The sequence below is a fragment of the Sulfitobacter indolifex genome (genome assembly GCF_022788655.1).
Taxonomy (GTDB): Bacteria; Pseudomonadota; Alphaproteobacteria; order Rhodobacterales; family Rhodobacteraceae; genus Sulfitobacter; species Sulfitobacter indolifex.
In genome coordinates this window covers 2,630,738-2,652,253 of the sequence record NZ_CP084951.1, presented here as the reverse complement: position 1 = coordinate 2,652,253, position 21,516 = coordinate 2,630,738, and the positions used below count along the sequence as shown (strand labels likewise).

The following is a 21,516-nucleotide window of genomic DNA, read 5'->3' as shown; positions in this document are numbered from 1 at the left end:
CCTACATGACAATTTTCAAACACCTGAGCTGCGCCGCAGCTCTGGCGCTGGCTGGTGGCGCGTTGAGCGCTGAAACCGTATTGATTCATGGTGAAGCCGGGCCAAACCGTGGCGCACGCGCCGACGCTTTGCAGTGGTTCGCCGATCAGGTTGCCGAACGCTCGGACGGCGACATACGATTCGATATCCAGTGGGGTGGGGCGCTGTTCAAGTCCAACGCCGCCGTGCAATCCATCGCCGATGGCGTGGCAGACACCGGGTCGGTCATCGCCGTTTATTATCCGCAGGAAATGGCTGGCTACGGCATCGCCGATCTGCCCGTAAACAACCCCGATGCGTGGGTCGGCATGCGCGCTACGGATGAGCTGATGCGCTCTAGCCAAGCAATCCAAGACGATCTGGCCGACAAAAACCTCGTCTATATTGGCACTTGGACGACCTCTCAGGTAAACATCGGCTGCAAGGGCGGCGCGATCAAATCTGTGGGCGACATTTCGGGCAAGAAAGTCCGCGGCGTGGGCGCATATGGCAAGGTCTTCGGTGAGCAGGGCGCGAACATGGTCAACATGTCGATCTATGACGCCTACCAAGGGCTCGACACCGGATTGATCGACTGTTCGCAGGGCTACAGCTATGCCGTTGCCGCGCTCAAGCAGGCCGAAGTGATGGACAGCTACACGATCCTTGATTGGGGTCAGGTCGGCGGCCTTGGCATCTTTATGAACAAGGATATGCACGACAGCCTGACATCCGAGCAGCAGGAGACGCTGGCATCTGTTGGTTCAGACATGGCTGATGAGTTCGGTCGTCTGATTACTGAAGCCAACGAAAAGGCCATCGCTTCGATGAAAGAGCAGGGCGTCGAAATCATCACGCTGCCGGAAGAAGATCGTGCCACGCTGGTCGATGCGGGCAAAAAGTTCCTCGACGAATGGGTGCAAACCGCCGATTCCACCGGCCTGCCAGGCGCGCAACTGCTTGAGGAGTATCAGGGGCTGATCACCAAATACACCGAAGCGCGCGATGCGAACGGCTACCCTTGGGAAGCTAAAAGCAACTGATCGCTAACTTGGGGAGGGGCAGCATATGTTGGTAAATCTGGAAAAAATCCTGTTGGGACTGGGGGCTTTGGCGGTGATCGCCTTGGGGGTGTTGATCACCTCCAACGTGATCGCCCGCGCGCTCTTTGCCAGTCAGGTGCCCGATAGTGTGACCATGGTGCGAGAGCTCATGGTCGCCGCCATCCTGCTGCCCCTCGCCGCCGCCACAGCCGCACGCGCGCATGTTTCCGTGGCCTTCGTGACGGACCGGTTTCCGGACCGCGCCCGCTCGGTGCTGATCGTTGCAGGCTCTGCCATCGGTATGCTGGCACTGGCCCCGCTGATCTATTCCGGCGGACGCGAATTCTTTGCCGTGGTCGAGAAAGGCAGCTTTTTCTACGGCGACCTGAACCTGCCGAAATGGCCCGGACGGCTGCTGTTCCTTGTCGGGATGATCGCCACTTTCCTGCGGCTGGCTGAGCTTACGTGGCGCGACGGACGTACTGTTCTTTCGGGTGGGGTCGTCTCAGACGAACAACAACATGCTGCTGACCTGATGGTCGAAAAGGACGTGCTGTAATGGATGCCTCGACCATCGGAATGATCGCCTTTGCTGCGGTCCTGATCCTGCTTGCCCTGCGCGTGCCAATCGCCTTTACGCTGGCCGCCGTCGCGACAGTCGCCACCTTCTTTATCTTCGCCTTCCGCACCGGCACTTTCATGCCCGAACGTGCGATCCGGGCGACCACCTCGATGGTGTTCTCCAACTCCTTCGACCTCATTCACTCTTACGATCTGTCGATGATCCCGCTTTTTGTGGCGCTAGGTCACATCGCGTATCGGGCTGATATCACGACGAAAATCTACCACGCGGCCAAGGTCTGGCTGACGCGCCTACCGGGCGGCGTTGCCATGGCCAGCGTCATGGGCTGCGGTGGCTTCTCCGCGATCACCGGCTCCTCCATTGCCTGCGCCTCGACCATGGGGAAAATCTGCACGCCTGAGATGCTGCGCATGGGCTACGACCCGCGACTGGCCACCGCCAGCGTCGCAGCGGGCGGCACGCTTGGCTCGCTGATCCCGCCCTCGGTGCTGTTCATCATCTACGGTATTTTTACCGAGACTTCGATCTCGTCGCTGTTCCTTGCAGGTATCCTGCCGGGCTTACTGACGCTGGCGGGCTTTGTGCTGGTCATCGCCGTCTGGGTCTGGCGTGATCCGGCAATCGCACCCTCGACCGACCAACGCTACAGTGTGGCGGAACGCTGGCGCGCGGCCTTAGACAGCTGGCCCGCGATCCTGCTTTTCGTGCTGATCATCGGCGGTATCTACGGCGGTATCTTCACCGCAACCGAAGCCGCCGCCGTCTGCGTCGTCTCGGCCACGCTGATTGGGTTCGTGCAGGGCAAGCTGGATTGGGCGGGTCTATGGGAGGCGGTCAAAGAGACTTGCGTACAGACTTCCGCGATCTTCCTCATCGCTGCCGCCGCTAAGATCTTCGTGGCTTTTGTGGCGCTGACTGGCGTAGCGGGCACTATCGTTGGTTTCGTGTCGGATGCGCAGATGTCGCTTGTCGTGCTGATGATCTGTATCGCGTTGATCTATCTGCTGCTGGGCATGTTCCTTGACCCTATCGGCATCATGGTTCTGACCCTGCCGCTGATGATCCCACTGGTGGAAAGCTATGACCTCAACCTGATCTGGTTCGGCGTGGTGGTCATCAAACTGCTGGAGATTGGGCTGATCACACCGCCTGTCGGCTTGAATGTCTTTGTCATCGCCAATGTGGTGGGCCGCGAGGCACCGATTGATAAGATCTTCGCCGGGATCACGCGGTTCCTTAGCGTCGACTTCATCGTGCTGATCCTCATCATGTCCTTCCCGATGATCTCGCTCCTGATCCCGATGGCCGCGCGATGATTCAGACGGCGTCAGATACTGTCACCGACCGCAAGTTCGCCAACACACTGGCGCGGGGCCTCGGGATTCTGCGGGCCTTTCGCGCAAGTGACAGCGGGCTGAGCCACGCGCAGATTGCCGAGCGGACAGGGCTGCCGAAACCCACGGTATCACGGCTGACCTATACGCTGTGTGAATTGGGCTATCTGGCCCACGGCGGGCGCAACGACAAGTTTCGCCTTGGCCCTGCGGCGATTGCGCTCGGCTCGGTCGCCTCGGTCGCGGTTAGTTTCGTCGACATGGCCTCAGACGCGATGCAGCAGTTGGCGGATGAGACCCGCACGCTGGCACTCATCGCCGTGCGTGACGGCGACCGAATGATGCTGGTGCGCACATGGCGACCGCATACCGCCTCGACCATCTGGCTAGAGCCGGGGCACCGCATTCCCGTCTATGGCTCGTCCTCGGGCCTTGCCACATTGGCCAGCCTTGACGAAGACCGTTTCGGCGCGCTCGACCCCGACGACCAACTGCGCGATTTCCGCCGCGATGGCTATGAACAACTGCTGGCGCAGGGCTTTGTCCTCGCCCCGCCTGAAACCCGCTATGCCCGCAGCATCAACGCCGTGAGCGTGCCCTATTACGCAGGGGAATTCGGCGAACCTGTGGCCTTTACCTGCGGCGCTTTGCCGGGCGACTTGCCCGACAGCCGCATTCTGTCACAAGTGGGGCCAGCGCTGCGTGACGTGGTCAGCGGCATCGAACAACGCACCGGACGGGCACCGGCCCTGTCCCGGCGCGGATAGAACAAGGAGTTACTAAAATGACCGACAAGATTGCCTATTCCCGCCATGACGACATCGTCGTGCTGCGCATCGAAAACCCGCCCGTCAACGCGCTGAGCCAAGCCGTGCGGCAAGGTCTAGCCGAGGGAATGGACCGCGCCGAGGCCGAAGAGGGCGTGCGCGCCGTGATGATCGTGGGCGAGGGCCGTGCCTTTATCGCGGGCGCTGACATCACCGAATTCGGCAAGCCCCCGATGGAGCCGCATCTGCCGAACCTCTGCAACCGCATCGAAGCCTCGCCGCTTCTGGTCGTCGCCTCCATGCATGGCGTCAGCCTCGGCGGCGGTCTCGAAGTCGCACTCTCGGCGCATTACCGCATCGCTCAGCCAACGGCCCGCGTGGGCCTGCCCGAAGTGCACCTTGGCCTGATCCCCGGTGCAGGCGGCACCCAGCGTTTGCCGCGTCTCATCGGCGTTGAGCCCGCGCTGGATGCCATCACAACGGGCCGCCACATCAAGGCACCGCAGGCGCTTGAGATGGGCATCGTCGACCGTGTGGAAGAGGGCGATCCGCAAGAAGTCGGTCTGGCCTATGTGCGCGAGTTGCTCGACAGCGGTGCCGAGCGCCGCCCGATCTGCGACATGCCTGCGCCTGCGCCCATCGACTGGGACGCTGCCTATGAGGCGACGCTGAAAAAAGGCCGCGGCCAAATTTCCCCTGCCGAGGCCGTGCGTGCCGTGCAGGCTGGCGTAGAAAAACCCTTCGAAGAGGGCATGAAAGCCGAGCGCCGCATCTTCTCGGAACTGATGAACACCGACCAGCGCCAAGGCATGATCCACGCGTTCTTCTCTGAGCGTGCCGTTAGCAATCTGCCCGAACTCAAAGGCGTCGAGCCGCGTACGCTGAAAGCCATCGGCGTAATCGGCGGCGGGACGATGGGTGCGGGGATCGCCACGGCGGCGCTGCTGTCGGGCTTCAACGTTGTGCTGATTGAGATGAAGGACGAGGCCGCTAAGGCCGCGCACGACCGCATTTCGGGCAATCTGCAAGGCGCGCTGAAGCGCGGCAAGATTGACCAAGCCAAGTTTGACACGCTGACCGGCGAGGCGCTGACAGTTTCCACCGATTACGCCAGCCTGTCGGACGTCGATCTCGTTGTCGAAGCCGTGTTCGAGGACATGGACGTCAAAAAGCAGGTCTTCGGCAAGCTTGACGCCGTCTGCAAACCGGGCTGCGTGCTGGCCTCTAACACCTCCTATCTGGACGTTGACGAAATCGCCGACAGCACCTCGCGCCCCGCGGATGTGATCGGGCTGCACTTCTTCTCACCTGCCCATGTGATGAAACTGCTTGAAGTCGTCGTCGCCGACAAAACCGCACCAGATGTTGTCGCCACCGGCTTTGCGCTCGGCAAGGCTCTGGGCAAGATCAGCGTCCGCGCGGGCGTCTGCGACGGCTTCATCGGCAACCGCATCCTCGCCACATACCGCACGGCCGCGGACCACATGGTGCTCGACGGCGCCAGCCCCTATAAGATCGACGCGGCGCTTGAGAAATTCGGCTTTGCCATGGGTCCCTTCGCGGTGGCCGACCTTGCCGGGCTCGACATCGGCTGGGCCACGCGCAAGCGCAAGGCCGCCACGCGCCACCCCGAAGAGCGGGTGCCGACCTATATCGACCGTCTGTGTGAGCAGGGACACTTTGGCCAGAAGACCGGCCAAGGCTATTACATCTACGAAAAAGGCAAACGCGGCGGCACGCCGAACCCTGAAATCACCCGCCTGATCGAAGAAGAGCAGAAAGAGCGCGGCATCACCCCGCGTGAATTTACCGATGCAGAGATCGTGCGCCGCTACATGTCCGCTATGGTCAACGAGGCCGCCAAGGTGCTCGAAGAGGGCATCGCCAAACGCCCGCTCGACATCGATATGACGCTGCTCTTTGGCTACGGTTTCCCGCGCTACTGGGGCGGCCCGATGAAATGGGCCGACATTCAGGGCCTGCCCAATGTCCTCGCCGCGATCGAAGGCTTTGCCGAGAAAGACCCGTGGTTCTGGAAACCAGCGCCGCTGCTGGTCGATTTGGTCAAGACCAACCGCACATTTGATGATCTGAACAAGGAAGCTGCCAAATGAAACAGGCTGTCATCGTCTCTGCCGTCCGCACCGGGCTGGCCAAATCCTTCCGCGGGTCATTCAACATGACCCACGGCGCCACCATGGGCGGCCATGTCGTTGCCGAAGCGGTCAAACGCTCGGGCGTCGATCCGTCGGCCATCGAAGATGTGATGATCGGCTGTGGCTACCCCGAAGGGGCTACGGGCTCGAACATCGCGCGGCAGATCGCCCTGCGTGCGGGCCTGCCGGTCACCGCGTCTGGTGTGACCGTGAACCGCTTCTGTTCGTCCGGCCTGCAAACCGTCGCCATGGCCGCCAACGCCATCTGCCAAGAGGGCGCAGGCCCGATGGTTGCAGGCGGGGTCGAAAGCATCTCGATGGTGCAGCCCGACGCCAAATCGGTGAAAGAGGCGTGGCTGATGGAGCATAAGCCCGACGTCTATATGGCGATGATCGACACCGCCGACATCGTGGCGAAACGCTATGGCATCTCCCGAGAGGACCAAGACGCTTACGGGTTGCGCAGCCAACAGCTGATCGCCGCCGCGCAGGAAGCCGGCCTCTTCGACGATGAGATCGCGCCGATGCAAACCACAATGGGCGTGCAGGACAAGGAAACCAAAGAGATTTCCACCCGCGAAGTCACCGTGGACCGCGACGAATGCAACCGCCCCACAACCACGCTGGAAGGTCTCGCAGGCCTGACGCCCGTGCGCGGCGATGGTGCTTTCATCACCGCAGGCAACGCCAGCCAGCTTTCTGATGGGGCCGCCGCATTGGTCTTGATGGACAGCAAAGAGGCTGAGCAGAAAGGTCTGCAAGCCATGGGCGCGTTCAAAGGCTTCGCCGTCGCAGGTTGCGAGCCGGACGAGATGGGCATCGGCCCGGTCTTTGCCGTGCCGCGTCTGCTGGAGCGCCATGGCCTGACCGTCAATGACATCGACCTGTGGGAATTGAACGAAGCTTTCGCCAGCCAAGCGCTTTACTGTCGCGACAAGCTGGGGATCGACCCCGACAAATGCAACGTCAACGGCGGCTCCATCGCCATCGGTCACCCCTTCGGCATGACCGGCGCGCGGATGACGGGCCACCTCCTGCGCGAAGGCAACCGCCGGGGCGCAAAGCTGGGTGTCGTGACGATGTGTATCGGCGGCGGCATGGGGGCGGCTGGCCTCTTTGAAATCTACTGAAAAGGGGGCCGACATGGACCTGAGCTATTCTGACGAAGAACGCGCCTTTCGCGAAGACGTGCGGGCCTTTCTGGCCGAGAAACTGCCCAAAGACCTGTCTGACAAGGTCAAGCGCGGCGAAGAACTGGGCAAGGAAGGCCACGAGCGCTGGCACGCGATCCTGAACGATCAGAGCTGGCTGGCAACGAACTGGCCCAAGGAGTTCGGCGGGGCCGCGTGGAACGCCGTGCAGCGCCATATCTTCGAAGAAGAGGCCGCCGCCCATCACGCGCCGCGCATCGTGCCTTTTGGCCTGTCGATGCTGGCGCCGGTGCTGCAAAAATTCGGCTCGAAAGAGCAGCAGGACTACTGGCTGCCGCGCATTCTGTCGGGCGAAGACTGGTGGTGTCAGGGCTATTCCGAGCCGGGCGCCGGGTCGGACCTCGCCTCGCTGAAATGCGCGGCGGTCAAGGACGGCGACCACTACATCGTCAATGGTCAGAAGACGTGGACCACCCTCGGCCAGCACGCCAACATGATCTTCTGCCTCGTGCGCACCGACAAGGACGTGAAGCAGCAGGAAGGGATTTCCTTCCTCTTGATCGACATGGACACCCCCGGCATCACCGTGCGCCCGATCATCCTTTTGGATGGCGGCGCTGAGGTGAACGAGGTGTTCTTTGACGATGTGAAGGTGCCTGCCGAGAACCTTGTTGGCGAAGAGAACAAGGGCTGGACCTACGCCAAGTACCTGCTGACCCATGAGCGCACCAACATCGCGGGTGTTGGGTTCTCTCAGGCTGGTCTTTCGGCGGTTAAACGCATCGCCAAATCCGAAATGGCTGGGGGCCGCCCGCTGATCGAGAACCCGCATTTCGCCGCACGCGTTGCTCAGGCCGAGATCGACCTGATGGCGATGGCGACAACCAATTTGCGCATCATCTCCAAGGCCGCCGCAGGGCAGGCACCGGGGGTGGAAAGCTCCATGCTCAAGGTCAAGGGCACAATCATCCGGCAAGAGATCAATGACCTCGCGCGCCGTGCGGCGGGTGTCTATGCGATGCCCTTCGCCTCGGAAGCGGTCGCGGGCAGCAACGACGCGCTGCCTGACCCGAATGAAGCGGGGCCAGTGGCCGCGCAGTATTTCAACAACCGCAAACTGTCGATCTTTGGCGGCTCGAATGAGATCCAGCGACAGATCATTGCCAAGACCATGCTGGGAGGTGCAAAATGAACTTCGACCTGACCGAAGAACGCCAGATGCTGCAAGACAGCCTGCGCCGTTTCCTGCGCGACAAATACGATACCGCCACGCGCAATGGCATCTTGGAAAGCGATGCAGGCTTCTCTGCTGACATCTGGAACGGCTTGGCCGAACTGGGCGTGATCGGCGCGCTCTTCACCGAAGAGCAGGGCGGCTTTGGCGGCGCTGGCTTTGACGTGACCACCGTGTTCGAAGAACTGGGCCGCGCTGGCGTGGTCGAGCCGCTGCTCGATTCCGCTGTGCTGGCGGGCGGTTTGATCGCTGACCTCGGCAATGAGACGCAGCAAGAGCATGTCGAAGCGCTGATCGGCGGCGCGTTGCAACTGGCTTTTGCGCATGGCGAGCCGGGCAGCCGTTATGACCTCAATCGCGTCACCACCACCGCCGCGCAGAATGGCAGCGACATCGTGCTGAATGGCCGCAAGGCCGTGGTGGCGAATGCTGAGGCTGCCGACATGATCGTCGTCTCTGCCCGCGAAAGCGGGGAGGCCGGTGACGAGGCAGGCATCTCTCTGTTCCTCGTGCCCGCCGACGCCAAAGGGCTGACCGTCACGGGCTACGCGCTGTTGGCCGGGGGCCGTGCCGCCGAAGTGACGCTGGACGATGTGACCCTGCCCGAAAGTGCCCGTCTGGGTGCCGCGGGCAAGGCTTTCGACGCCATTGAAGCCCGCACCGCAGTCGCGACCACCGCGCTCTGCGCGGAGACGCTCGGTGCCATGGAAACCGCCTGCACGCTGACCCGCGAGTACCTTGGAACGCGCAAGCAGTTTGGCCGCCCCATCGGCAGCTTCCAAGCCTTGGCGCACCGCATGTCGGACCTGCTCATCGACCTCGAACAGGCCCGCTCTGCCGTCATCAACGCCGCAGGGCATCTGGCCGACGACCGCGCCAGCCGCGAGCGCCATGTCTCTGCCGCCAAGAACCTGATGGGTCGCGTAGGCCGCCTGGTCTCCGAGGACACGATCCAGATGCATGGCGGGATTGCCATGACGCAGGAATATGAGCTGGCCCATATCGCCAAACGCATCACCATGGCGGACCACCGCTTTGGCGACGTTGATCATCATTTGGAGCGGTTCATTGCACTATCCGCCGCATGAGGCACCGACCAGCGGGGTTCAGCAGCTCATCGGGTTTCATCCCGATCTGTCGAACCCCGATGGCAGCACCCGCGTAACCCTCGACCTTGGTCCGCAGCACCTGAACGTCTCAGGTGTGCTGCACGGTGGTTTGCATACGCTGCTCTTGGATGTGGCCACAGGCTTTGCCTGCGCGCGGCACTGCGCGATGAGCGGGCCCTTCGTGCCAATGCTGACCCTGTCGCTGACCACCGATTACATTTTGGCGGTGCGCGATGGGCAGGTTGTCGCGACAGGGCGCGTGACAGGTGGGGGGTATAAAATCCTCTATGCCGAGGCGCAGTTGCACGACGCCGAAGGCAAGCTGCTGTCGCGGGCCACGGGCGTTTTCAAAAGGGCGAAAACATGAGTGCGCGGATCGAAGACCGGGGCGACCGGCTGATCGTCTGGAACGGCAACGCCGAGAAACGCGGCGCGCTGACGCCTGCGCTTTACGAGGCAATCGCCGAAGCCATGACCCTTGCCGAGGAGCCGCGCATTCGTGCGGTGATCCTGACGTCTGAGGGGCGGTTCTTTTGCGCGGGGGGCGACCTCAACGTGCTGATCGAGCGGCGCAAGCTCACCGAGGAGGTGCGCCGCGAACGGGTCGATGCGCTACATGATCTGGTCCGCGCCATGCGCGCCTGCCCGGTGCCCATCATCGCGGCCATTGAAGGGGGCGCTGCCGGGGCGGGGCTCTCGTTGGCGCTGGCTTGCGATATGATCGTGGCCTGCGAAGAGGCGCAGTTTACCGCCGCCTATGTCAAAGCTGGCTTGGTGCCGGATGCGGGGCTTACCGCGTCGCTCGCCCGGCTTTTGCCGCGCCCGCTAGCGGCAGAGATGTGCCTTTTGGGCCGCCCCGTCATGGCCATGCGCTTTGCTGAACTGGGCGCGGTGAACCGCATCTGCGCCAATGGCAAAGCCTTGGACGAAGCGATGATGCTGGCCGATACGTTGGCCGCTGGCCCGCGTGCGGCGCAGGGTGTGATCCGGCAGTTGGTGGCGCAAGCCTATGAAACCAACGAGGCCGATCAGCTTGACGCCGAACGCGACGCTATGGCGCGTGCTGCTGGCGGAGATGAGGCCGCCGAAGGGATCGCGGCCTTTTTGGAAAAACGTAAGCCCCGGTTTTAGACCGGGCAGCGCCACCCGGGGAGGGGTAGCGCTTTTAGGCAGGAGGAGACACCCATGAACGCCAGGGTACAGGATTTTCTAGCGGAGCAATTGGCGACCCGCCCAGACGCGCCTGCGCTGAGTGACGCCAGCGGTGCCGATTGGAACTACGCCGATCTGGACCGCGCGCGGGTGGCTTTGGCCGCTGAGCTGCGCAGCGCGGGTGTGCAGGCGGGCGACCGCGTGCTTTTGATGGTGGAAAACTGTGTCGCGGCGGTTGCCTCGCTCTATGCCTGTTGGGAGTTGGACGCGGTGGCGATCCCCGTGAACGCCCGGCAGACCGAAGCCGAAGTCACCCGCATCATCGACCATGCCACCCCCGCAGCGGTGCTGCTGACCTGTGATGTCTCCCCCGACGCGGCGGCTCATGCGGCGCGGCTGAACGCGCGTGAGGTCTCCGGCGCTTTTGGCAGCTTGCACCTTGCCACGCCGCTGCCCAGCAGCCCGGACGCTGATCTGCATGACGTGGCTGTACTGCTCTATACCACCGGCACCACGGGCGACCCCAAGGGCGTGATGCTGACCCATCAGAACCTGCGCTTCGGCGCGCGGGCCTCGGCGGACCTGCGGCACATGGTGCCGGGCGATGTGGTCTACGGCGTCTTGCCGATGACCCATGTTTTCGGGCTGGTTTCTGTGTTGATGGCGGCAGTGAGCGCGGGTGCGAAAGTGCGGCAGGAGTCGCGTTTCTCCGCAGCCAAGCTTCATGCCGCGACCCACGAAGATGTCACGATCCTGCCGGCGGTGCCGCAGATGCATGCGCTGGTAATGCAGTATTCCCGCGAAGGCGGCATGGCGAAGCTTGCGAGCCCGACCTTGCGCTATGTTTCTTCGGGAGGTGCGCCGCTGGATCCTGCGTGGAAGCGCAAAGCGGAAGGATTCTATGAACTGCCCCTGCAAAACGGCTTTGGCATGACCGAAACCTGTTCCGGCGCGTCGGCGACCAGCAACGCGCTCGGTTCGCCCGACACCTCTGTCGGGCCGGTCACACCCGGCACCGAATGCAAGATCGACGACCAAGCCCCCGGCGGCAATGGCGCGGGCGAAGGTGAGGTGCTGGTGCGCGGCCCGCATGTGATGAAGGGCTACTACCGCAACCCGACAGAGACCGACAAAACGATCGACGCCGAAGGGTGGCTGCACACCGGCGATCTGGGCAAGCTTGATGAGGATGGGCGGCTGCATATTCTAGGGCGCAGCAAAGAGCTGATCATCCACGGCGGCTTTAACGTCTATCCGCCCGAAGTCGAGGCCGCGCTGAATGATCACCCGCGTGTGGTGCAATCGGCGGTGGTCGGACGGCAGCGGGACGGGGATGAGGAAGTGCTGGCCTTTGTGCAGGTAGCCCCCGGCGACGACGTGACGGTTGAAGAGTTGCGCAGCTTTGTCAAAGAACGGCTGACCGGCTACAAGCGCCCCGCGCAGATCATCATCGCGACGGACTTGCCCGCAGCGCCCACGGGCAAGATCCTCAAGCATCGTCTCCTGACGGCCTTCGCCGATCAACTGACGTAAAAAGGGGGGGGGGAGGGCGCGGTTTGCTCCGCGCCCCGAGGTGCTTTTAAGCGTAGGTGCCTTCGGCAGCGGCGCGGATCGCGCGGATGTTCTCGCCGTAAGGCGCGGGATTGCTGACCGAACCACCCTTAAAGGCCGCCGAGCCTGCCACCAGCACATCGGCCCCGGCCTGCGCCACCAGCGGCGCGGTCTTGGGGTCAACGCCGCCGTCGATTTCGATGTGGATTGGGCGGTCGCCGATCATCTCGCGCAGGGTGCGGATCTTGGCAGTCATATCGATGAACTTTTGCCCGCCGAAGCCGGGGTTCACGGTCATGACACAGATCAGATCGGTCATGTCGAGGATGTCTGCCACGGCGCTCGCTGGCGTGCCGGGATTCAGCGCCACGCCCGCTTTTACGCCTGCGCCACGGATCGCTTGCAGGGTGCGGTGGATGTGGGGGCCAGCCTCAACATGGGCGGTGATCACATCGGCACCGGCCTTGGCGAAAGCGTCGATATAGGGATCGACGGGCGAGATCATCAGATGCACGTCCATCACGCCCTTGATATGGGGCCGGATCGCCGCGCACATGGCAGGGCCGAAGGTGATATTGGGCACAAAATGCCCGTCCATCACGTCCACATGCACCCAGTCCGCGCCTTGGGCCTCAATGGCTTCGCATTCGGCACCAAAATTGGCGAAATCAGCGGCGAGGATGGAGGGGGCGATCTTGATCGAACGGTCGAAGGTCATGGGGCAGGGCCTTTGTTGCAGGGGTTGGCCCCTCTTAACCCTTGACTGCGCTCGGGGAAAGAGGGGCTAGAGATCGACCTCCAGCACGCCATCCGGCTTGGCCGCGCGGGATTGGCACAGGATGATTGCGCCCTCGCGCTGCTTGGCCGAGAGCACGAAGTCGCGGTGTTCGACTTCGCCACCGCGCAGTCCGCATTTGCAGACGCCGCAGATGCCATCGCTGCATTTTAGGTCCACTGCCACGCCTGCCGCAATGAGGGCGTCGGCGGCGGTCTCGTCCTTCGAGACGGGAATTTCGCGGCCCGAGGTGAGTTTCAGCGTGAAGGGGTGATTGACGTAATCCGGCACTTCGGGGGTCGAAAAATACTCCAGATGCCGGGCGTCCTCGGGGATGCCCGCAGCCTCGGCAGCGGCCATGACCGCTTGCATGTAAGCATCCGCCCCGCAGGTGTAGACATGGGTGCCCGGTGCTGCGCGTTCCATGATTGCAGATAGGTCGGCGCGGGTGTTCTCGGACGAGATATGCAGGTGTACCCGGTCGGCCCAAGGCGCTTGCGCAAGTTCCTCGGCAAAGGCCGCGGCTTCGCGGGTAGAGGCGGAATAATGCAGGTCAAAGGGTCGCCCAAGGGCGTGCAATCGATAGGCAAAGGCGATCATTGGCGTGATGCCGATGCCGCCGCCCATGAGCAGGCTATGCGGCGCGTCCTCGACCAGTTCAAAGTGGTTCACCGGCTTGCCAACAAAGATCCGCCGCCCTTTGGTAAAGACCCGGTGCAGCAACGCCGAGCCGCCCCGGCCCGCGTCTTCGCGCAATACCGCGATGCGGTAGCGTTTGCGGTCACTCGGGTCGCCCAGCAGCGAATAGGGGCGCAGGAATTCGGGCGCGACGACCAGATCGAGATGCGCGCCTGCGGTCCATTCGGGCAGGTCGTGGCCTTCGGGGTGGGCAATGTCATAAAGGGCGGTGGTCGCGTTCAGCCGGGTCACCTCGGTGATCCGCAGGTCGAGCACGGGGGTGTCGCTGCCGACCTTGTAGAGATGGAGGTGATCGGTGTCGCCAGCGGCCGTTTTGCGGCGGTGTTCATCGGCGCTCAGCAGCGCGGCATGGGCGGCAATCCCGGCTTCGCGGTTCATCGGATCGGGGTAGGGCCAAGGGTGCGGGGCCAGCGGAGCGGGGTAAACGGCGAGCGTTTGGTCTTTGAACTTGAGGTCAAGATCGGGCTGTAGGTCACGGGCGTTAACGGGCTGGGCAGGGGTGTCGAATTGGCCCGAGGGCTTGCGCTCGATGTCCCACCACCATTTTTTCACCGGGTTAAGGCGGCCCTTGCCGACCTTGTCGTCCAGCTTGGCCAGCAGCGGTGCGGCGGCGGGGATGTTGGACGCGGCCCAACGGAAGGGCGCTTCGGCGAACAGCCCTTCGAGGTTCCACGGGCAGGTCTTCATGCAGCGTCCGCACATCGCGCCGCCTTGATTGGTGATCCTGTAGGTGGCGCATTTCTGGCTGTCGGATTTCCAGATTTCATAGCCATTGAACATGCGTTTTGGCCCAGCGGTGATCGCGCCCGAGGGGCATTCGCGGGCGCATTTGTTGCAGGCTTCGCAGAATTTTTGCAGGCCGAAGTCGATGGGTCTGTCGTGGGTCACAGGCAGTGTCGTGCTGACCACGCCAGATTTCAGGCGCGGGCCGAGGAAGGGATTGAGGATCACTTCGCCGATGCGAGAGACTTCGCCCAAGCCCGCGAGCAACAGCAGCGGCGGTTGCAGCACATCGCCGTCCATCACCGTATGCGCTTTGGCGGAATGGCCGAGGTTGCGCAGATGCTGGGCCATCACGCCACCCAACATGGAAAACCGCAGATAGGCGCGCATGGATTGCGAGACGGCAATCCAGTCGTCGCCCGAAGACCCCTCCATCGTGTCGAACCCTTGGTCAATGATTAGGCTCAGCGCTTGGTCATGCGGCGGGGTGATCGGGGTGCCGGTGGCGTCATGGCTGTACCATGTCCAATCGGGGCAGGCCGAGAGGCCCGCGGCATCGGCGCCGAGGAAATAGCTTGCCGCCTTGAGGTTCGCGGCATTGCGGGCGCTGTCCGTCATTGCGGGCGCGGCGTCGTTCACCGGGCCATCTTGCAGCAAGATCAGCGCGCCCAGCAAGCGGCGCTGCGCGGCGGAGGGGGCGGATTTCACCACATGGTGGCCGCCTTTCATCGCGTTCTGCACCTTTGGCCCCATGTCGCCGAACTGCCCGCGTGCGAAAAGATCGCCGCGCTTTGGCACGCGCGGCACATTCGGCGCGTCGATATAGGTGGTCGGCTCTTCTACCCGTTTAAGCGTCTCGAATGGGTGCGGGCCTGCGGCATAGTCGCGCCGTGCATAAGGATCGACATCGCGGGCGCTGACGCCGCCGTGGGTGCCAAGCTGCCAGTGCGGACCTTTGATCACCGACCACGGTTGTTCGGAGAGCGGGGCGAGCGGCATATCGGGCGCAAGCTCCATGTCAGTCGTCACCACAGCAAGCCCGAAGCGCGGCCCGATCCACGGCGCTTGCAGTGTGCCGTCTTCCCAAACCGCCAGCCCCGCCGCCACGGCCAATTGGCCGAGGTTCACATCAGAGGTGGTGCCTGAATGCACCTTGGCCGCGAAGCCCAACTGGCGGATATATTCGGCCAGCACGGTGGCATTTTCAGTCCCGCGCAGGCAGGCGCGCTCGGCTTGGGCGTCCATGATCCAATCGCTGCCCGGCTCATCTTCGCGCGGGTCGCGGGGGTGGGCGGTGAGAAGCACCAGCGCGTGGCTGTGAGCGTCGATCGAGGTCTCGGGCGCGTCCACCGCATCGCGCAGGTTCGCCATGATGACATCCACCCCAGCGGCGAGCGTCTTGGTCTGACGGCTGCGAAGAAATTCGGCCAGTTGCGCGGTGCCTTCGCTGCGCCGGGGCGTGGCAAGATGCGCCTTCTGCGGTAGGGCGCAGACGCCCATCATCGAAGCGTCGTTGTAATAACCAAATGATTTAAGGTGATTGGCCCGTTCCACCGGGCTTTCGGGGATCACCGCGCCCGCCGTGTTGACCGGCCCGTCGCGCAGCACGTCCATCATCGCTTGGAAGGGGGCCATGGCGTTGCAGATGCTTTGGGGCGTCTCGGGCCGCTCAAAACGCAGTACCGGCATGGGCGCATCCGGCAGTTGGTCATGGGGTGCATGCAACCGGCGCAGCCGCTCCAAAGGAAAGGGGCCGAGGTGCATGGGGCGGGTCTTGGATGAGAAGAGCTTCATGGCAAATCGATGCCACGCTTTGAATTGATATACCAGCCCCCGCCCGCAGCCACAAAAGGCGCTCTCGCTTGACTTTCGGCATAGCCGCCGACCATGCTGCGGCAAAATTGGAGGAGTGAAATCATGACCCTATTCAACCGCCGTCAGGCCATCGCAACTTTGGGCGCTGCAACGGCCGTGGGGCTGGCTGCTCCGGCACTGGCGCAGAACCGCAAGATCACCGTGGGCGCGCTGCGTTTCACCAGCCACGCGGGCAGCTTTGTCGCTTTTGAGCGGGACTATTTCAAAGAGGCCGGGCTCGACGTTGAGCTGCGGTTCTTTGAGGCGGCGCAACCGATGGCCGTGGCGATTGCCAGCGGAGATGTGGACTATGCTGTAACGGCGATCTCCGGCGGTCTGGTGTCCTTGGCACAAAAGGGCGCGGTCAAGGTTATCGGTGGCGCGTTGCAAGAAGAGCAGGGCATCGACGGGCAGAAGTTTCTTGTCTCCGACGCCGCCTATCAGGCGGGGATTACCGAACCGGGCATGCTGGATGGCAAAAGCTTTGGCATGACGCAGGCCGGGTCGTCCTTCCACTATATGGGCGCCAAAATGGCCGCGGCCGAGGGGATCAGCCTCAAATTCAAACCGCTGCAAAAGGTCGGCGCAGTCATTGGCGCGCTGAAGACGGGGCAGATTGATGCCTGGTCCATCGTGCCGCATATCGCCAAGCCGCTGGCAGGCTCAGGTGCCGTGCATATCATCGGCGATGTGGCGACTTATCTGCCGGATTATCAGGTCACCACGGTCTTTACCTCGACCAAGAACGCCAGTGATGAGCAGGAAATGACCAAGAATTTCCTCGCCGGGTATTCCAAGGGCGTGGCCGATTATAACGCCGCGATGATCGCCAAGGACGGCGGTGATGCGGGCGTGGATGAAATGGTCGATCTGATCCATAAATACGTCTACACCGACCGCCCGCGCGACAAGGCAGCGCCGTCGATCATCAATGGCACCATGCGCCTGAACGAAGGTGCGATGCTCAATGTTGCTTCGGTGCGGGATCAGTTGGAGTGGTTCCAGTCCGAAGGGCTGGTTGATGCCGACATCACGCTAGAGACGCTGATCGACACTTCTTATGTTGAGACGATGGGCAGCTAAACGCCGCCTTAGGCATAACAGATCGCTTTGCAGGGCGCGTCCAATACGGGCGCGCCTTTGTCTTTGGCCGGGCGCGGGGCGATTTCCGGCAGCTATGACTGGCAATGCCGTCGGGCCAAGATACCTTTGATGCTAATGCGGGGTCAAAGCCCTGACCAGAAAACGGGAATTTGCAGTGAGCGACGGCAGCTTTTTCGCCCTAGACGGCTATCATATCGCTTTGGGAGCCGTCGGGATGGTCGTGATCCTCGCCCATTGGCTGCCGCGCTTCGTCAGCCGACGTGAGCCCGCGGCATCGGGGCTTTTGATCCTTTTAGGCATGGGGATCTTTGCGCTTGTCCCCGGCATGCCAGCTTTTCCTGACCCACGCGCGTATCCTTTCCCTTGGGAGATCGTATCGGAGCTTTGCGTGATCGTTGCTCTGTTTGCGACGGGGCTGCGGATTGACAAGCTTTCGGACTGGTCCCGCTGGGGGCCTACGGCGCGGCTTTTGGCCCTGACGATGCCGCTGACGATCCTATCGGTCGCGGTGATGGGCTGGGCGTTTGCCGGGATGACCGCTGCCGGGGCCATTTTGCTGGGCGCAGTGATGGCCCCGACCGATCCCGTGCTGGCCGCGGACGTGCAGGTTGGCCCGCCGCAAGAGGGGGGCGAGCATCCTGTGCGCTTTGCCCTGACGACCGAGGCGGCGCTGAACGACGGTTTGGCGTTCCCCTTTGTCTACCTTGGGATATTGGTCGCGGCAGAAGGGCTGGCCCCGGCGTCTTGGGGCGTCGAGTGGTTGGCGCGCGATGTCTTTTGGCGCATCGCTGTCGGCACCGCGATGGGTGCGGCGGGCGGTTGGGCCTTGGGGCAGGTCTTGTTCGTCGTGCCGCGTAAGGCGGTTTTGGCCGAGACTTCCTCGGGCGTGGTGGCCTTGGCGGGCGTGCTTTTGTGCTATGGCACCACGGAACTGGTCGAAGGCTATGGCTTTATCGCCGTGGCAGTGGCCGGTCTGGTGATCCGGCGGGTTGAGGCAGACCACGAATTCCACCGCCGTTTGCATGACTTTACCGCTGCCGTTGAACACGCGCTGACGGCGCTGCTGCTGGTGGCAATCGGCGCGGTGCTGCCCACCTTGCTGGCCGATCTGACCCTCGCCGGCGCGGTGATCGTGCTGGCATTGATCTTTGTCGTGCGCCCCTTGGCGGGGTGGGTGGCGCTTTTGGGATCGCCCCTTGAGACGCGCCCCCGCTGGGTCGTGGCACTTTATGGCATCCGCGGGATCGGTTCGATCTACTATCTGGCCTATGCGGCGGGGAAGGTGGAGTTTCTGGATGAAGAGCCGCTTTGGGCAATGGTGGGGTTTGCGATCCTCGTCTCGACCTTGGTGCATGGCTTTACCGCCGGAATCGCGGTGGATGGGCTAAGCAGTAAAGAGGGTGAGCAGCCTTAAGCGCGCCACTGGCGGAGGGCGACTGCCCCGGCGCGCGGATCGCACATTGCGCGTGGGGCGATTTTGCCGGAAAAGGGCGGCATGGACCTCAAGCTTTCCTCCGTCAGCCATTACTATGGCGACAGCCAAGTGCTGCGTGACATCACGCTCGACATTCCCTCTGGTCAGATCGTTTGCATCGTCGGTCCCTCGGGCTGTGGCAAATCCACCCTACTGCGCATGCTCGGCGGGTTGGAACGGCCCAGCGAAGGCCGCGTGCTGCAAATGGGCGATGCGCCTGAGGGCTGTCTGAACCCGCTCACTTACATCTTTCAGGATTTTGCCCTGCTGCCGTGGCGCACGGTGCGCGGCAATGTGGCGCTGGTGCTAGAGGATCATGGGCTGGGCAAGGCGCAGCGCGAGGCGATCATCGCCGACGTGCTGGCGCGGACCAAGCTCACCGATTTTGCCGATGCCCTGCCCAAGCAACTCTCGGGCGGGATGAAGCAGCGTGTGGCGATTGCCCGTGCACTGGCGGTCAACCCGGCGGTGATGCTGATGGACGAGCCGTTGAGCGCGCTCGACAGTCAGACCCGCGAGCTCTTGATGGATGACCTCGTGGCACTCTGGACGCGGCAGCCTTTCACGGCGGTTTATGTGACCCACAACCTCGCCGAAGCGGTGCGGCTGGGGCATAAGATCGTCGTGCTCTCGCGCCGTCCGGGAGAGATTCGCGAAGTGGTGGAGTTAGACATGCCTCTGGCCGAGCGCCGCCATGGCGACCCGGTGTTGGAGGCACAGCAACAGCACCTTTGGGGGCTGATGCGCGATGAGGCCGCGGCGGCGGATGCGGAGTTGATTGATGGTTGAGATGACAGATGCAAACGCCCGCGAAGTCACGTTTCGCGGCGGTGGTTTCCAGCCCGGCACGCGGCGCGGCGTAGGGCTTGCGGTTTTTGTCGTGCTGATCCTGCTGGCAGAATGGGGCACGCGTAGTGACTTTATCTCGGCCCTGACACTGCCCCGGCCCAGCGATGTGTTGCTGACGTTTCAGGAGCTTTACCAGTCAGGGATGCTGTTCAAACATCTCGGCCCCTCGCTGTCTCGTTTGGCCATAGGCGCGCTGATCGGTGCTTCGTTGGGGATCGGGATCGGCGTGCTGATCGGGCTGTTTTCCTTGGCCCGCGCGGGGCTGGTGCCCTTGGTGGCGGCAATCTTTCCCATTCCCAAGATCGCGCTGCTGCCGCTGTTTGTCATCTGGTTTGGCATTGATGAAATGAGCAAATATGCCCTCATCGCCTTTGGCACTTTCACGCCCACGGTGGTCGCCACCTATGCGGCGGTCGACAATGTGGACCGGGTGCTGATCCGTATGGGGCAAAGCTTTGGCCTTGGCTGGTGGTCGATCGTGTCGAAGATCGTGGTGCCCGGCGCGATGCCGGGGATCCTTTCGGGGCTGCGGATTTCGCTGACGATTGCAATCATTCTGCTGGTCGCGGCAGAGATGCTGGGCGCGGAATATGGCATCGGGGCGTATATCCTGCAGGCCGGGAGCCTTTATGATCTGGAGCGTTTGTTTGCGGGTGTGGTGATCCTGTCGCTGCTCGGCGTCGCGGTGTCTTCGGTCGTTGCCGCGATTGAGCGGCGGGTGTTGAGCTGGCGGGTCTAGCACGCGGGCCAGCGCCCGCCCGCAGGGACACCAAAGCACCGCCACGACCTGCGCCATTAGGCGCTCTATAAAAGCCCGAACAAACACGTGGAGTCATGGTCTGCTCGCCCCGCGTATGGGCCGCGAGCGCCACCGACAACAGCGCCACTGCCCGAGAGGCAGAGGCGCTGAAGCGGGCCGATCCACGCCTTGCGGCACCTCATTAGGATCGACGGACTTAGTGGTTCATCTCATGGTTTGAGTGTTCCATCTCATCCGCATTATGGCCCCGGCGGCTTTCAACGTTGAAGGTAACGTCGAGCGTGCCAGCCTTCTCAAAGGTCAGGGTCGCAGGGATTTTCTCACCGACCTCAAACGGATCACCGTCAAGGCCCATAAACATGATGTGGAGCCCGCCGGGCACCAGCGTAACCGTCTCACCCGCGAGCAGTTCGACGCCATCAACATGCGACATGCGCGCCACGCCCATGTCGTCGGTTGTGGTCTCATGGATCGACACTTCGTCAAAGCCTTCGGCGGTGATGCTGACCAGACGGTCGGCGGTGTCTCCGCCATTGGTAATCGTCAAGTAGCCGCCACCGACGCGGGCGGTTTTTGGGGTTTCAAATGCCATCGGGTGATCGACGACAATGTCCCCTGCGGTATATTCATGCGCGGCGGCGGGCAGCGCGAGGAGAGCAGCCAAAACTGCGGTGTAGAAAGTTTTCATGTGAGTTTCCAATGTCTGATTAAGTGCTTGTGAGGGCGACAGATCAGATCATCGGCGGACCCCGAAGGGGTGGGGGCGCTCCGGCTGGGCTGCGCGGAATCCAACGCGGGCGCACAGCCTGCGGCGCTGCAAAGCCTGCCTGCTCTGAGGGCAGCAAAACATCTGCCCGCGCGGGCAGGATCAACGCATTGACGATCCGGCAGGTTTCGCAATCTAATGCGGCATGGCTTTGACCGTCGAGCGGGCCATCGCAAAGGTCACTCAGCGTGCCGCCAGCTTGGATAAAGGCGATGAATGCCGGGTCTTGTTGTGTCTGCGCGGTCGCGCGGTGCGCGAAAGGCAGGCTGGCAAGGGCCAGAACCAGCAATAGGGTCATAGAAACCCACAGCGAAGATATGCGCGAAGCGACGGTCATAGAGGGGTGATATCGCCGCGGATGCTGCAACGCCAGTGCGCGCGGCGATCTGCGACGTGATGTCATAGGGCGGGGGG

Annotated in this window: 19 protein-coding genes; 15 read left to right on the top strand and 4 right to left on the bottom strand. The window is 62.8% G+C overall.

All coding sequences use genetic code 11. From position 1 onward, the window contains the following. Positions 1-5: 5 nt before the first annotated feature. Genes DSM14862_RS13005 through DSM14862_RS12955 form a run of 11 tightly spaced genes read left to right on the top strand, consistent with a single transcriptional unit; the run spans position 6 to position 12,080 of the window. Positions 6-1,061: a C4-dicarboxylate TRAP transporter substrate-binding protein gene (locus tag DSM14862_RS13005; RefSeq protein WP_007117720.1), complete on the top strand. Its 1,056-nt coding sequence runs from the start codon at positions 6-8 to the stop codon at positions 1,059-1,061. Positions 1,062-1,086: 25 nt separating this feature from the next. Further along, positions 1,087-1,620 (top strand): TRAP transporter small permease, encoded by a 534-nt coding sequence (locus DSM14862_RS13000; RefSeq protein ID WP_007117719.1) that lies wholly within the window; start codon positions 1,087-1,089, stop codon positions 1,618-1,620. Beyond that, positions 1,620-2,960 (top strand): TRAP transporter large permease, encoded by a 1,341-nt coding sequence (locus tag DSM14862_RS12995; RefSeq protein WP_007117718.1) that lies wholly within the window; start codon positions 1,620-1,622, stop codon positions 2,958-2,960. Before DSM14862_RS13000 ends, DSM14862_RS12995 begins: the two co-directional genes overlap by 1 nt. Continuing rightward, a complete protein-coding gene (locus DSM14862_RS12990; protein ID WP_007117717.1) occupies positions 2,957-3,745 on the top strand; it encodes an IclR family transcriptional regulator in 789 nt (262 codons plus the stop codon). The genes DSM14862_RS12995 and DSM14862_RS12990 overlap by 4 nt, the downstream gene beginning before the upstream one ends. A gap of 17 nt (positions 3,746-3,762) precedes the next feature. Beyond that, positions 3,763-5,859 carry a 3-hydroxyacyl-CoA dehydrogenase NAD-binding domain-containing protein gene (locus tag DSM14862_RS12985; protein ID WP_007117716.1) on the top strand — a complete coding sequence of 699 codons (2,097 nt, stop codon included), beginning with the start codon at positions 3,763-3,765 and terminating at the stop codon, positions 5,857-5,859. After that, positions 5,856-7,031, top strand: a complete 1,176-nt coding sequence (locus DSM14862_RS12980; protein WP_007117715.1) for an acetyl-CoA C-acyltransferase — start codon at positions 5,856-5,858, stop codon at positions 7,029-7,031. The genes DSM14862_RS12985 and DSM14862_RS12980 overlap by 4 nt, the downstream gene beginning before the upstream one ends. A 13-nt stretch (positions 7,032-7,044) precedes the next feature. Beyond that, a complete protein-coding gene (locus DSM14862_RS12975; RefSeq protein ID WP_007117714.1) occupies positions 7,045-8,244 on the top strand; it encodes an acyl-CoA dehydrogenase family protein in 1,200 nt (399 codons plus the stop codon). Beyond that, a complete protein-coding gene (locus DSM14862_RS12970; RefSeq protein WP_007117713.1) occupies positions 8,241-9,374 on the top strand; it encodes an acyl-CoA dehydrogenase family protein in 1,134 nt (377 codons plus the stop codon). Before DSM14862_RS12975 ends, DSM14862_RS12970 begins: the two co-directional genes overlap by 4 nt. Further along, a complete protein-coding gene (locus DSM14862_RS12965; protein WP_007117712.1) occupies positions 9,355-9,762 on the top strand; it encodes a PaaI family thioesterase in 408 nt (135 codons plus the stop codon). Before DSM14862_RS12970 ends, DSM14862_RS12965 begins: the two co-directional genes overlap by 20 nt. Continuing rightward, positions 9,759-10,526, top strand: a complete 768-nt coding sequence (locus DSM14862_RS12960; protein WP_007117711.1) for an oxepin-CoA hydrolase, alternative type — start codon at positions 9,759-9,761, stop codon at positions 10,524-10,526. Before DSM14862_RS12965 ends, DSM14862_RS12960 begins: the two co-directional genes overlap by 4 nt. A 54-nt stretch (positions 10,527-10,580) precedes the next feature. Next, the gene (locus tag DSM14862_RS12955) at positions 10,581-12,080 is read left to right on the top strand and encodes a class I adenylate-forming enzyme family protein (RefSeq protein WP_007117710.1); all 1,500 of its coding nucleotides are present in this window, start codon (positions 10,581-10,583) and stop codon (positions 12,078-12,080) included. A 46-nt stretch (positions 12,081-12,126) separates the two neighbouring features. Here DSM14862_RS12955 and rpe read toward each other — a convergent pair whose 3' ends face one another. Then, positions 12,127-12,816 carry a ribulose-phosphate 3-epimerase gene (gene rpe / locus DSM14862_RS12950; protein ID WP_007117709.1) on the bottom strand — a complete coding sequence of 230 codons (690 nt, stop codon included), beginning with the start codon at positions 12,814-12,816 and terminating at the stop codon, positions 12,127-12,129. A 66-nt stretch (positions 12,817-12,882) separates the two neighbouring features. Continuing rightward, positions 12,883-16,089, bottom strand: coding sequence for a 2Fe-2S iron-sulfur cluster-binding protein (locus DSM14862_RS12945; RefSeq protein ID WP_007117708.1), 3,207 nt, complete (start codon positions 16,087-16,089; stop codon positions 12,883-12,885). A 123-nt stretch (positions 16,090-16,212) separates the two neighbouring features. On the opposite strand from DSM14862_RS12945, the gene DSM14862_RS12940 reads away from it, so the two are divergent. The 4 genes from DSM14862_RS12940 to DSM14862_RS12925 all read left to right on the top strand — a co-directional run bounded on the left by DSM14862_RS12940 (position 16,213) and on the right by DSM14862_RS12925 (position 20,315). Continuing rightward, positions 16,213-17,232: an ABC transporter substrate-binding protein gene (locus DSM14862_RS12940; RefSeq protein ID WP_007117707.1), complete on the top strand. Its 1,020-nt coding sequence runs from the start codon at positions 16,213-16,215 to the stop codon at positions 17,230-17,232. Between the two features lie 175 nt (positions 17,233-17,407). After that, complete coding sequence (locus tag DSM14862_RS12935) at positions 17,408-18,667, top strand: cation:proton antiporter (protein WP_007117706.1); 1,260 nt, start codon at positions 17,408-17,410, stop codon at positions 18,665-18,667. 81 nt (positions 18,668-18,748) lie between these two features. Further along, positions 18,749-19,516: an ABC transporter ATP-binding protein gene (locus tag DSM14862_RS12930; protein ID WP_007117705.1), complete on the top strand. Its 768-nt coding sequence runs from the start codon at positions 18,749-18,751 to the stop codon at positions 19,514-19,516. Then, the gene (locus DSM14862_RS12925; RefSeq protein WP_007117704.1) at positions 19,509-20,315 is read left to right on the top strand and encodes an ABC transporter permease; all 807 of its coding nucleotides are present in this window, start codon (positions 19,509-19,511) and stop codon (positions 20,313-20,315) included. Before DSM14862_RS12930 ends, DSM14862_RS12925 begins: the two co-directional genes overlap by 8 nt. Before the next feature lie 217 nt (positions 20,316-20,532). Here the strand turns inward: DSM14862_RS12925 and DSM14862_RS12920 are convergent, their stop codons facing one another. After that, the gene (locus DSM14862_RS12920; RefSeq protein ID WP_007117703.1) at positions 20,533-21,024 is read right to left on the bottom strand and encodes a copper chaperone PCu(A)C; all 492 of its coding nucleotides are present in this window, start codon (positions 21,022-21,024) and stop codon (positions 20,533-20,535) included. Positions 21,025-21,067: 43 nt separating this feature from the next. Continuing rightward, entirely contained in the window at positions 21,068-21,400 is a 333-nt protein-coding gene (locus DSM14862_RS12915; RefSeq protein WP_131541652.1) for a hypothetical protein, read from the bottom strand. Positions 21,401-21,516: the final 116 nt, after the last annotated feature.